Origin of the sequence: Microcoleus sp. B4-D4 (assembly GCF_036705185.1) — a bacterium.
In the GTDB taxonomy this organism is placed as follows: Bacteria; Cyanobacteriota; Cyanobacteriia; order Cyanobacteriales; family Microcoleaceae; genus Microcoleus.
The window spans coordinates 1-13,127 of the sequence record NZ_JAUBTX010000054.1; the positions used below are offsets into that span (position 1 = coordinate 1).

Consider the following 13,127-nt stretch of genomic DNA (forward strand, 5'->3'; position numbering starts at 1 on the left):
TTCCTTCTTCCTTCTTCCTTCTTCCTTCTTCCTTCTTCCTTCTTCCTTCTTCCTTCTTCCTTCTTCCTTCTTCCTTCATAAATATGACTCAAAGCCGCCTCCGACTGCCGCGATTGCTCAATGTTGCCTCAAAGTCCAGCCTGTCAATGAAAATGATGTGGGCGGGTTTGATAATAACTGCCGTGTTTGTATTGGTAGCCACTTTGTCTCCGGCCATGCAAGCTTGGGGATGGCTGCAAAATCCTACCGATGCTTTGATTAATCCGATTCACGAACCGCCGTCAGCGAATTACTGGTTTGGTACCAGCCGCAGCGGCTACGATGTTTTTTCCCGCACGCTGTTTGCTTCTCGCGCTGCTTGGCAAGTGGTGATTTTAGCCACAAGTTTGAGCTTGTTTATCGGCGTACCCCTAGGTTTGCTTAGCGGTTATTTGGGCGGTAAGCTCGATCGAGCGCTGTTATTTTTAATGGATACAATTTATACTTTGCCGGGGCTGCTGCTGTCCTTGACACTGGCGTTTGTAGTAGGAAGAGGAGTATTCAACGCTGCGATCGCCCTGAGCATTTCCTACATCCCTCAATACTACCGCGTAGTCAGGAATCACACCGCCAGCATCAAAACCGAATTATTTGTCGAAGCCGCCCGAGCAATGGGTGCAGACACTCAGACAGTGCTTTCGCGCTACCTCTTCCTAAACGTGATTCAAAGCGTACCCGTGCTGTTTGCCCTTAACGCCGCCGACGCCATTTTAACATTAGGAGGCTTAGGATTTCTCGGTTTGGGACTTCCCGAACAAACCCCAGAATGGGGACACGACTTGCGTTTAGCTTTGGATGCGTTACCTACAGGCATTTGGTGGACAGCATTATTTCCCGGTTTAGCCATGACTTTAATGGTAATCGGACTATCTTTAGTAGGAGAAGGATTGAACGAAGTTGTTAACCCTCGGCTGCGAAATCAACAATAATTTGTCTCGCGGTTAAATTAATCACAATTAAGTTGCGAGTGCATTTTTTAGCGAGAGATGAACTCACAACTTGTTGAATATTTTAATTCACGACACACAAAATCTAATTAAGCAGGTGAAATGATGAAAAATGTTCCACGGATAGAATATCTCAAAGTCCAAAATTACCGAGCTTTACATAATCTAGAACTTAAAAAAATTACCCCCTTAACTGTCCTCTTAGGACCTAATGGTAGCGGAAAATCAACTATTTTTGATGTTTTTGCTTTTTTGTCTGAATGTTTCAATGAAAGCCTCAGAAAAGCATGGGATAGAAGGGGCAGATTTCGAGAATTACGCACCAGAGATAGTACAGGCTGCATCATTATTGAATTAAAATATCGAGAGACATCCAAATCGCCGTTAATTACCTATCATCTCGCCATAGATGAAGAAAATAATCGTCCTTTCATTGCTGAAGAATCGTTACAGTGGAGGCGAGCCAGCCAAGGTAAACCTTTTCGGTTTTTAGACTTCAAAAAAGGCGAAGGACAAGTTATTAGTGGCGAAAGTCCTGATGAAGAAGGTGAAAGGATCACCGAAAAACTAGAATCATCTGAATTTTTAGCAGTAAATACATTAGGACAATTTGCCAAACATCCTCGCGTCAGCGCATTAAGACGCTTTATTACAGGTTGGTATTTATCCTATTTAACCGCAGATAATACCCGCAGCCTTCCCGAAGCAGGTGCACAGGAAAGATTGTCCCCCACTGGTGACAATTTACCTAATGTTATCCAATACCTAAAAGAACAACATCACCAACGGTTAGAAGAAATACTAAAAACCCTTTCTGCTCGTATTCCATGCCTCGAAAAAGTCGAGGCTCTTGTCATGCAGGATGGCCGACTTTTGTTGAAATTAAAGATGCTCCTTTTTCTCATCCCATTTTGGCAAAATATGCCTCTGATGGTACCTTAAAACTCTTAGCTTATTTGACAGTTTTATTCGATCCAAATCCCCCGCAATTAGTGGGAATAGAAGAACCAGAAAATCATTTGCATCCGCAATTATTACCTCAGCTTGCAGAAGAATGTCGTTCGGCTTCGGCGAATACTCAATTAATGATAACAACCCATTCTCCCTTTTTTGTAGATCGTTTAAAACCAGAAGAATTATGGGTATTATATAGAGATGAAAAAGGTTTTACTCAAGCCAAAAGAACTGCAGATATGCAGGGAATTAAACAATTTATAGAAAACGGTTCCTTACTCGGTTCGCTGTGGATGGAAGATTTCTTCGATGTGGGAAATCCCCTCAAAAACGCGGGTGCACCGCAATAATTTTAACTTGAAAATTAAGAGTAGGTGAGCATTTTGCATCTTGAATTTTTAGTGGAAGAAGCATCACTAGAATCAGCTTTAACCCAGATTTTACCCAAAATATTGCCATCGACTATCACCTATAAAATTCATGCTTTTCGAGGGAAAACAGATTTACTGGCTAAATTGCCTAACCGTTTGAAAGGTTATCAAGCATGGCTTCCGCCTGACAGGAAAATAGTTGTTTTAATAGATAAAGATCGAGAAGATTGTCTCAAATTAAAACAACAACTAGAAATAATGGCAATATCATCGGATTAATCACTAAATCTTCCTGTCAAAAAGATAAATCATTCCAAGTCTTAAATCGAATTGTAGTTGAAGAATTAGAAGCGTGGTTTTTCGGCGATGTTGAAGCAATTTGCCAAGCTTACCCTAAAGTCTCTGCCAATTTAGCTAAACAAAAACGGTATCGCGACCCTGATGGTATCAAAGGAGGAACAGCGGAGGCTTTGGAAAGAGTCCTGCAAAATGCTGGATATCATCCGGGAGGATTAGAAAAATATAAGGCCTCTAGCGAAATTTCTCAATATATGAATCCTGAATTAAATAGCTCTACAAGTTTCCAAGCTTTTTATCGAGGTTTATTAGACTGCATCAATAGTAACCAGGTATAATCAACTTGATAGACAATTTTCGCTCTCGTCATTGCTGAGCTAGGAGCGCGATCAATGATTTAGAGATCAAACCTAGAGCCGCGCTTTCGGACGATACGCTGTAAATAAATGTAACAAAACTTTGAGCTATCGCACCAGCGTCCTGTCGCTCCAAATCTTTAAGCGCATTCTGCAGCTTGTGCCTTCTCCAACAATAGCAAGCACATCGCTAACTGGGTAAATTTTCCTTTTCTTGCAGAGTTATCATCTGCCGACAGTTGCACCAACGCCCCATACGGCTTTTGTTCTATCTGCTGGAAATCTTCAGCACAACACCAGTAATTTTACTTAAAATTGATGAATTTGCTTTGTCAAAGCTTCACACTGTTAGGATATATTTAAAGTAAATGTGAAGTTGTGCTTTCGGGAAATAGCGAATTGTCTTGCTTGTGAAAATGGGCGTTAGCGAAGCCCTCGAAGAGGATCGCGCAAGTGCGAGCCGAAAGCCAGCAAATTTTAGAGACATTTGCTGCCGGGAGTTGCGCGACGGGTTAACTCTCAGTAGAATTTATCCGGGTGGTTTTTGCCACGCTCTGCCATAAACTCGTGTCCCACTGCTTAAATGAGAATGTGACGCTAATAACTTAATGTGATTTAATGTCGAAATTAAACCCAATTTCTGGGATTTGAGCTAACTTAACAAAGAAAGCCCCTGTTGCACTATTAAACCCGCAACGCTTCATTGGGGGAAATCGTCGGTTTCTACTTCAGAGCGGCCGACTTACAACTCAAGTTCGCAAGCTTTATTAGATCGCAGATTGTGTATGATTCAATTCAGGGAAACAGGGTAATGATGGGTGCATCTACAAAGATTTTATTGGTTTCAATTCCAGCAAATCCAAAATTGTCTGCTAACTCTCTGGCAGACTGCGCCGCAGCCGTTCACCCACATCAGCACAAAAAAACAGCGCCGTTCGATCGTACCCAGGTTTTTAGGGGCCGTTCTCAGGATTGATCTGAATCGGCCATGAGTCACTATTGTCAAGCTAAGCTGACAAAGTTTTCCGAGTTCTTGACAAAAATTGAAAATAACTTCCATTTTTTGTGAGAACGGCTACAATCGGAAGGGTCTTTGCCAGATCCGATTCTCACCATTTGGTGCTACGACTCTCTGCTGTTGCGTTGGAAGCAGCAAACTTACATCCGAAATGGCGAAAATTAGCCGTGCAACTATCATGTCTGACAACATCGTCACTCGCACGCTGCCGGCTTTCTCAAAAGTTCGACACCTCAAACACAAAAGTTAGAGGGCTCAGTACCAGAAAACTGGTACGGGTAAAAGATCGAAGTACCGGGTAAAAAAAAGCCAGTATTTTGACCTGCGTGCGATCGTCGCATCTCTGGCATTCGTTTTTCTGGGTAAGGTATCGCAGATGAGGCGATAACTCGCTGTGAAAGAAAAAGCTGCACCCTCAATATAGGTTGCAACGTTAAAAATATGCGATAGATTGAATGTACTCGCTGCTTCTTTCAACCAGAAGTCGAAATTTGACTTGTAAAACTGGTGCTGTTTCGGTCAATGCTTCATTTAGCAAACTGAAAAGCCCACTATTTCTTACTGCGGAAATGCCAATACTGGCTAACTTGTCTAAACTACAAACAGACACTATTCCACTGTTATTTATTCTTTAATTCAGGAGCATGAGGAAGGCGGCATGACCCAGGCTAACACCGTACTCGAAACCACAATCACACCCGAAATGGAAACCATCGAGTTGCTTAGGAACGCCAAAAGCGTTCTACCCGAAAGCGAGTTGGAACTTTTTATCGACGAAGACGACGATCGAGAAGATTTTCTAGACAGCCCATCTGAAGAAGACGATACTAAAGTTGGCAAAGGTGTCAAAGCCCGCCGTCGGGCCCAAGCCAAGAAAAAGCATTATACAGAAGACTCTATTCGTCTTTACCTCCAAGAAATTGGTAGAATTCGACTGTTGCGAGCCGACGAAGAGATTGAACTCGCCCGCAAGATTGCCGATTTGCTGGAATTAGAGCGAGTTCGAGAACAACTCCTCGAAGAGTTAGACCGCGAACCCAAAGATAACGAATGGGCTAATGCTGTAGATATGGCACTGCCGGCATTCCGTCACAGACTCCACGTCGGTCGGCGGGCCAAGGAGAAGATGGTACAGTCAAACCTGCGTTTGGTGGTGTCGATCGCCAAAAAGTACATGAATCGCGGTTTGTCTTTCCAAGATTTGATTCAAGAAGGCTCTTTGGGTCTGATCCGGGCCGCTGAAAAATTCGATCACGAAAAAGGCTACAAATTTTCCACCTACGCAACTTGGTGGATACGTCAAGCCATCACCAGAGCAATCGCCGACCAATCCCGGACTATCCGCCTACCGGTTCATCTTTACGAAACCATCTCGCGGATTAAGAAAACTACCAAACTTCTTTCTCAAGAAATGGGCCGCAAGCCTACGGAAGAAGAAATCGCGACTAAAATGGAGATGACGATCGAGAAGTTGCGTTTCATTGCTAAATCCGCACAGTTGCCTATTTCTTTAGAAACTCCAATCGGCAAAGAAGAAGACTCGCGTCTGGGAGACTTTATTGAATCTGACGGAGAAACGCCAGAAGATCAAGTCTCTAAAAACTTGCTAAGAGAAGATTTAGAGAGCGTTTTGGATACTCTAAGCCCTAGAGAACGAGATGTATTGCGACTGCGTTACGGCTTAGATGACGGACGGATGAAGACCTTGGAGGAAATTGGTCAAATCTTTAACGTTACTCGCGAGCGGATTCGTCAAATCGAGGCTAAAGCGCTGCGGAAGCTGCGCCATCCCAACCGCAACAGCATCTTAAAAGAATATATCCGCTAGAGTATTTTTCTCGCATCACCCAAAAGAGTGATTGGCTCTTTTGGGGATCGAACCATAGCTTTTTTGGAAGCGATGGTTGTTAAACTTTTTGTGTTCGCTGCACTGCGAGTCATATCAATTCCGGTTGCACTCATACATGATGTTAACTGTTAACTGTTAGCTGTTAACTGTTAGCTGTGAATCTACTATTCCGATGAAGAGAGGATTTGATATCATATCATGTCGGGTCGATTACCATCACAAAAACGGTTCGTAGTGCGGTCAATCAAACGGATATGAGATAGCTATTTGCTGCTGGTAAATGGCCCTGCTAAAAGCGCGCGGGAAAAACTTTGGGAGTTCTTTTGGGGACTCCCAAGCTTTCTATTGTCTAAACAATCTCAAGTGAAAAATTAGATTGGTTTAAAGCATTTTGCTCGCGCACGGCAGTTCAAAAACCCGGTTTCTCGATCTGAGTCACTCGAAGAGCAGCTACTCGCGTCAAAGAAACCGGGTTTTTTAATCTTAGTCAGATCGAGAAAAGAATGGCGTCCCAATCCTCCAATCTCCAATCTAAAATCGTACTAGATCACGCCCCAGAAGTGAAGCAGGCCTTGACCGGAAACCAATTCGATAATCACAGCGGCAGAGAAACCAATCATCGCTAAACGACCGTTCCAATTTTCAGCTCCTTCGCTGAAGCCCCAGTTCCAAGCGTTGCGTTTTTGTTCTTGCATAGTGCGAACTCTTTTTGTTAACTTTTGTAAGGCTTATGTAAATTAATATAACATTCACTTGAATAAAGTGCAAGTTTATGATGTGTGAGATCGATCGCAAAGGCCGATCGACCTTGAGAATTTCGCCTAACGAGGGAAAATAGCCAACTCCGTATCCGGGTCAAACAAGTGAATCTTGTCATGGGCGACGGCCAGCCAAAGCTCCTCACCAACACGGATCGATCGCTCAGGAGGAACCCGCACCTGCATCCGCACAGCCGGAGCATCAGTCAAACACACCCGCAAATAAGTTTCGTGCCCCAAAGCCTCCACAATTTCCACTTGTACAGACAGATTTTTGGTAGCAGGAGGGTGAATGCTCAGATGTTCGGGCCGGATGCCCAAAATCAGCTCTCGCCCGTCATATTGCTGTAGGTTTTTTGCCCAAATATCCGGTAAAGTAAAGCGAAATTGCGGGTGAGAAATCAACAGCGGGGCTGTAAACTGCACCGGCAAAAAATTCATCGGCGGAGAACCGATAAACTCAGCCACAAATAGATTAGCCGGCTTGTTGTAAAGCTCCAGAGGTTGAGCGACTTGCTGAAGCTGGCCTGCATTCATAATAGCAATGCGATCGCCCATAGTCATCGCCTCAGTCTGGTCGTGAGTCACATAAATAGTCGTAGTTCCCAACTGTCGCTGCAACTGCACAATTTGCGATCGAGTTTCCGCCCTCAATTTCGCATCAAGATTAGATAGCGGTTCGTCCATCAAAAAAACTTCAGGATTTCGAGCCATCGCCCTACCCAAAGCTACTCGCTGCTTTTGTCCTCCCGAAAGTTGTTTCGGCAAGCGATTTAAAAGCGGTTCTATTTGCAATAATTGAGCTACCGCCCTAACTCTTTTGCCTACAGCCTTTTCCCGTTCCGAAAAATAGCGCAAACCCGGAGGAAGCTTGCGAGTTGCTCCAACTAAAAAGTCCTCCCCTAAAGTATATATTTGCTCTTTGTTTAAAGTATTAGAAGCTAAATAATTAATCACCTCTTTTAACTGATTTTTTATTTTTTCTGCCTGAACCAGGCTGCTTTTTTCCGCCTCTGTCTCTGTCTTTGTCTCTTCTTCCTTTTTCCCTCTTCCTTCTTCCCTCTTCCCTCTTCCTTCTTCCCTCTTCCTTCTTCCTTCTTCCTTCTTCCCTCTTCCTTCTTCCTTCTGAGAGCGACGCAATCCAAAGGCGAGATTATCGTAAACTGTTAAGTGAGGATAGAGAGCATAATTTTGAAACACCATAGCGATATTTCGGTCTTTGGGGGGCAAATCGTTGAGGAGGCGATCGCCAATCCAAATATTGCCGGCAGTCAAAACTTCCAAACCGGCGATCGATCGCAGCAGAGTGCTTTTTCCGCAGCCCGAAGGCCCCACCAGCACCATAAATTCCCCGTCTTCGACCGTCAAGTTAATCCGCCGCAAAACGCTGTTAGAAGTTGAACTAGAGGCTTCGGGCGAGACACTTTCTGCGACGTTGTTTGCTTTTTTTTCCTGTTCTCCTTGGCGGAGTGGAAAACTTTTGTAGATATTTTCTAATACAACTTTCGCCATCAAACAATTTTATATTTTATATTTTAGATTGGGCATCGGGCATTGGGCATTGGGCATCGGGCATCGGGCAAACAGGGCAAACAGGGCATCGGGCAAACAGGGCATCGGGCATTGGTAATTGCTTTGAGATTTAAATTAACCAGTGAGTGCCTGGATGTGAATCCTCGCTTTACCCATTACCCATGCCCCATTACCCATGCGCCATGCGCCATGCGCCATGCCCCATGCCCCATGACTATTGACTGGTAATAACCTTAATAATTTTTTCACCGGGATTGAGGTCAAAAACTCGATCGCCCGGAGCATCTTTCCCCCAAAAAGCTATAGCATCAGTAGTCGATCGCAGCAAGCGGCCAGAAGTAGTAAAAAGTTTAACATCCGTACCCGGAACCGATCGCAGCAAGCCAACCAAAGCATCTTTAGGTTCTGCGAAACGAAAAGCTTGAGTGCCTATTTCGCCGCGATTAGTAAGTCTGACAGAACCTGCGGGCATTCGTTTAGCCCAACCCAACTCCGAAAATAGCACCAGACTGTCTTCGGGATCGATCGTAATACAACCCACCAAAACTTCCTGCTTCCGCAACCTGGTTACTTGAGAACCTAGGGCGCTGCGGCCCATTGGCGGCAGTTGTTCGTCATTAACATCAAACCGGAGAACTCGGCCTCCCGAAGTTGCGACGGCCACTTGCTCGCCGACTTTGCTCAGACTAGCGCTGCGGAGCCGATCGTCCTCCTTGAGTTTAACAACAGTCATGCCGCGATTAGTCACATCAGCCAATTCCTGCACCGGCAAACGTTTAATTTTGCCTTGCTGAGTCATAGTTACTAAATCCACCCCCTCCGAATTTTCCGGCAAAATAAAGTGTGCGATAGTAATTTCCGACAAAGCGCGATCCGTACTGTCTTTAGTAGCACTAGGGGATAACAAACCGACAATCGGCTTTCCTCGGTCTTTTGGATTGCTGCTAGGAATATCAGCCACTTTCAGCGGGTAAGCTTTGCCGTTAGGAGTTAAGACTACCAAAGTGCGATCGGTTTTAGTCAGCTCTGCAGTCACAATAAAATCTTCATTTTTTTCTAAAGCTGAAACCGATTTTTCGCGACTTTTCGAGCGCGGGCGATCGTTAGCCGGCAAGCGCCGCACGTACTGCTTGTGCGAAAATTCAACAATTGTTTCTTCAGGCTCTAGAACAGGCAATAAGTTAGGCTGAATTGTTGCCGGCGATAACTGCTTGAGTCCAGAATTTTTCTTACCAGAAAATTGTGTGTCTGTCTTGGCCGCGCGTCCTGTTTCCCTAGCAAATTTAGTGCGGCGGGGGTCAGCGTACTTGCGTTTGAGCGATCGCAATTCCTTCTTCAAAGCCTTCAAAAGTTCGCGCCTGTCGCTCAACAACCGCTGCAATTCTTGAATATTTCCCGTCAACTCATCCAGTTCGGCTTGCAAATGTTGCCTTTCTAAACCAGTCAGCCGGCGCATCGGCATCGCCAAAATCGCATCAGATTGACTTTCGCTCAAATCGAGGCGAACTTGGAAAGTTTGCTTAGCAGTAGTACCATCAGGAGAATTTCTGAGAATGTCGATCGTAGTATCGAGATTTGTCAAAGCCAACATTAAGCCTTGGACAATGTGACACCGACGTTCTGCCACCTGCAACTCGTAATTGTAGCGCCTGGTGATAGTCACTTCTCGGAAATCCAGAAATTCCTGCAACAATTGTCTGAGCGTCAACTGTCGGGGTTGACCGTTGACAATTGCCAGCAAAATCGCACCAAAATTTGTTTGCAGGTCAGTTTGTTGGTAAAGACGAGCTAGCACCGCTTCGGGAGTAAATTCCCGCTTGAGTTCAATCACAACTCGAATGCCATCGCGATCGCTCTCATCGCGCAAATCAGAAATACCGTCGAGACGGCCGGCATTCACCAAATCCGCCACCTTTTCAATCCAACTCGCCTTATTCACCTGAAACGGAAACTCCGTCACCACGATCGCCGTTTTAGTCCGCACCTTGCGATTACCAGGCACTTCTTCCACCCCAGCCACACCCCTGACCGCAATGCTGCCTCGGCCCTTAGTGTAGGCATCAACAATGCCCTCTGTAGCGACGATTTCCCCTCCGGTCGGGAAATCCGGGCCCGGAATCAGTTCAATCAACTTCTCGTCCGAGACTTCGGGATTTTCAATCAAAGCAATTAAACCGTCTACCACCTCTCCCAAATTGTGCGGCGGAATATTAGTTGCCATCCCCACAGCAATCCCAGTACAGCCATTGAGTAACAGAAACGGCAACTGAGCCGGTAGTGCTGTCGGTTCCTGTTCGGAACTGTCAAAGTTAGCTGCAAAATCAACAGTTGCATCGCCGACTTGGGTTAGCATAGCTTCGTGGGCGATCGGTGCGAGCCTAGTTTCTGTGTAGCGCATCGCAGCAGCCGGGTCATTGTCCACCGAACCGAAATTGCCGTGACCCGCAAGCAAAGGATAGCGGCTCGAAAACTCCTGAACCATCCGCACCAGAGCGTCGTAAACCGATTGGTCGCCGTGGGGGTGATATTTTCCCAAAACATCTCCAACTACCCGGGCGCACTTGCGGTAAGGTCTGTCTGGTGTCAAACCGAGTTCGTGCATCGCATACAAAATTCGACGGTGCACCGGTTTTAAACCGTCGCGGACATCAGGCAAAGCTCGCCCGACGATCACACTCATGGCATATTCGAGGTACGATTGCTGCATCTCGGCGTGCAGAGGCGTAGAAATTACTTGCCCGGAAAGTAGGTTTAGTTGTTTGGCCATGAGTTCTTGTGTCCGTTAATTCCTGAGTGAAGACAGCCTCTGTCAATAATGCTCAGGTTGCCTGTCTCGAATGAAAAGCGTTTGCCTTCAAGCAAACCGATAGTTCGATAAAACCGCCCAGCAGGAGGATAAAAATAAATTTAACAGGTTAAAGCAAAATCAGAGTGCCGAAGACAGACAACACTTGCCTCTTACTCTCCACTCTTACCCTAACCTCTATATTGCCGACCGTTGCGATTACCTGTCTATTTACCGTCCGCCGCGAGAAGGTTGATTTACAGTCATGCTTTTATTTATAATCGCTCACAAATGCCGATCTTTGAGAATTCAGCAGTCAAAAGCTTTTCTCATGAGCTGTCCTAGTCTGACCTGCGATCGATCGAAGCGTCGATATTTTAAAGCAATGTCGATCGGTCTAAACTAAGAATTGCCAATCCTTAACAATCCCCGCTATGTTCCCTACTCCCAATGCTTCAGCGGCAGTATCTGAATCAACATTGCTTGATTTTAAGGGCAGCACATAAAACAATTGTCACACTACCCCGACTATAAATCGCAGGCTTGACCCAGAAAAAAATCCTAAAAACCTGCTAATGAAGAATTTTGAAACTGTTGTCAGTGTCAGGGGGAGCACCTCAATCAATGCAGTAAGTGTTTTTTTGACAGCCCATTTATAGTGCTGTCTGGCGATCGAGTCTTATATAGGTCGATCGCCACCGCCTTGCACTCGCAAAAAAAATGCTTGGCGACAGAAATGAGATACTCCCTGGAAACTTTTAGGCATCTGTAGGCCATTTCGCCTAAAAACCAGCGGGCCCAAGACAACCGAGTTGAAGGGAAACGCAATTCGCGGATCGGAGCCACCTAGTGCCATCTGTGATATAACTAGCTTGATGAAACAAGTTTTGACATAGATGAAATCCCCGTCCATTTTACGGCGGGGCAGATGTCAAAAGTATTGCAAACACATTCACAAAAAAGATGGCTATTTGTATGCAGCCGTATTGTTGCCCATCCTTTCCTCTCGCCTTCCCCGTGCTGAGTAAAGCGCCTTGGAAGCTGGTATCTAGGAGATCGCAAAGATGAAAACCGTTCTGATTGTAGAGGACGATTTGGTTAACGCTAGAGTTTTTTCTAAAATTCTGACTAAGCGGGGTGGCTTAGCCGTGAAGCACACAGAAAATGTTGAAGAGGTGATGCAGATTGCTGCGTCTGGAGAAGCTGATTTGATTTTAATGGATGTGTCTCTTTCACGCAGCGTCTATCAAGGAAAAGCTGTTGACGGTATTAAAATTACTCAACTGCTGAAAGCAGACCCGCAAACGGCCTCGCTACCAATTATTTTGGTAACAGCTCACGCGATGGCCGGTGATAGAGAAACTTTTCTAAATCAAAGTGGTGCGGACGGTTACATCTCTAAACCCGTGGTAGACCATCAAGAGTTTGTCGCTCAGATCAAGGCTTTGCTCCCTGATTGAGTGAAATATATAGCCTTTCTCGGTAACATGAGGTGCTAGGAGTGGGCATAGGGGATAGGCCAAACCGCGCATAGGCAGGAGTGGAAAGATCCCGCCTCACCAAGTTTGAGAACCGCTATACATGAAGGAGGAAGTTGGACAACGGATTGTGTAGCTGATCTAACGGATGTAAGGAAGGAAGAAAGAAGAAGGAAGAAGGAAGAAGGAAGAAGGAAGAAGGAAGAAGGAAGAAGGAAGAAGAAGGAAGAAGGAATTTTAATTGCATTGGATCTCAATGCTACATTTGTAGCAACAGCTCGCTATCGAGTTTGCACGGGCTGTATGTAACCAGCGGTGCGATCGATAGCGATAGAATATTATATCGGTCAATCTACCGGACAGGATATTAAAAAAAAGCTTTTTGTTGAAAATCCACAGATGCTCCCTTTAACTATTTGTTATATCAAACACTTAAAACCTCGGAATTATAAATTTTTATTGAATTCTGACTTATATTTTTTGACGAATACACCTATTGCTTTCTTTTTTCCTTGTTTAAAGTCCGATCGCGCTTTTGGTAGCGAATTTGCCTGTGGAGAACACCAAGCTTTAAAGAAACAAACTTAATATTTTTACACCAGTGCCGAAACCGAAAAAAAATGCCGCGCCGCCCGGTATTACGGGCGTGCGCGACAATTTCATAACTAAGATTACAGCCCTAAATTGGTTAAGGCTAAAGAAACCGGGTTTTTTACCAAATCAGTGAGCGAGTGGGAAAAAT

Annotated in this window: 11 protein-coding genes; 8 read left to right on the plus strand and 3 right to left on the minus strand. The window is 45.1% G+C overall.

Annotated elements, in window-relative coordinates; genetic code table 11:
• The first annotated feature begins 83 nt into the window (after positions 1-83).
• The 6 genes from QUB13_RS26010 (at position 84) to rpoD (ending at position 5,810) form a co-directional block, all read left to right on the plus strand.
• The gene (locus QUB13_RS26010) at positions 84-968 is read left to right on the plus strand and encodes an ABC transporter permease (RefSeq protein WP_333386732.1); all 885 of its coding nucleotides are present in this window, start codon (positions 84-86) and stop codon (positions 966-968) included.
• Between the two features lie 120 nt (positions 969-1,088).
• Positions 1,089-1,928, plus strand: a complete 840-nt coding sequence (locus QUB13_RS26015) for an AAA family ATPase (protein WP_333386735.1) — start codon at positions 1,089-1,091, stop codon at positions 1,926-1,928.
• Positions 1,814-2,290, plus strand: a complete 477-nt coding sequence (locus QUB13_RS26020; RefSeq protein WP_333386738.1) for an AAA family ATPase — start codon at positions 1,814-1,816, stop codon at positions 2,288-2,290. Before QUB13_RS26015 ends, QUB13_RS26020 begins: the two co-directional genes overlap by 115 nt.
• Before the next feature lie 24 nt (positions 2,291-2,314).
• Complete coding sequence (locus QUB13_RS26025; RefSeq protein ID WP_333386741.1) at positions 2,315-2,590, plus strand: hypothetical protein; 276 nt, start codon at positions 2,315-2,317, stop codon at positions 2,588-2,590.
• Entirely contained in the window at positions 2,539-2,946 is a 408-nt protein-coding gene (locus QUB13_RS26030) for a DUF4276 family protein (protein WP_333386743.1), read from the plus strand. The genes QUB13_RS26025 and QUB13_RS26030 overlap by 52 nt, the downstream gene beginning before the upstream one ends.
• A 1,694-nt stretch (positions 2,947-4,640) precedes the next feature.
• Complete coding sequence (rpoD, locus tag QUB13_RS26035; RefSeq protein ID WP_333087819.1) at positions 4,641-5,810, plus strand: RNA polymerase sigma factor RpoD; 1,170 nt, start codon at positions 4,641-4,643, stop codon at positions 5,808-5,810.
• A 563-nt stretch (positions 5,811-6,373) separates the two neighbouring features.
• Here the strand turns inward: rpoD and QUB13_RS26040 are convergent.
• The 3 genes from QUB13_RS26040 to QUB13_RS26050 form a co-directional block, all read right to left on the minus strand.
• Complete coding sequence (locus QUB13_RS26040) at positions 6,374-6,526, minus strand: chlorophyll A-B binding protein (protein WP_194066599.1); 153 nt, start codon at positions 6,524-6,526, stop codon at positions 6,374-6,376.
• 126 nt (positions 6,527-6,652) lie between these two features.
• The gene (locus QUB13_RS26045; protein WP_442922205.1) at positions 6,653-7,933 is read right to left on the minus strand and encodes an ABC transporter ATP-binding protein; all 1,281 of its coding nucleotides are present in this window, start codon (positions 7,931-7,933) and stop codon (positions 6,653-6,655) included.
• 403 nt (positions 7,934-8,336) lie between these two features.
• Positions 8,337-10,889, minus strand: coding sequence for a DNA gyrase/topoisomerase IV subunit A (locus QUB13_RS26050; RefSeq protein WP_333386749.1), 2,553 nt, complete (start codon positions 10,887-10,889; stop codon positions 8,337-8,339).
• 1,082 nt (positions 10,890-11,971) lie between these two features.
• Between QUB13_RS26050 and QUB13_RS26055 the strand changes: the two genes are divergently transcribed.
• A complete protein-coding gene (locus QUB13_RS26055; protein ID WP_194009855.1) occupies positions 11,972-12,367 on the plus strand; it encodes a response regulator in 396 nt (131 codons plus the stop codon).
• A gap of 105 nt (positions 12,368-12,472) precedes the next feature.
• Positions 12,473-12,694, plus strand: coding sequence for a hypothetical protein (locus tag QUB13_RS26060; RefSeq protein WP_333386750.1), 222 nt, complete (start codon positions 12,473-12,475; stop codon positions 12,692-12,694).
• Positions 12,695-13,127 lie beyond the last annotated feature (433 nt).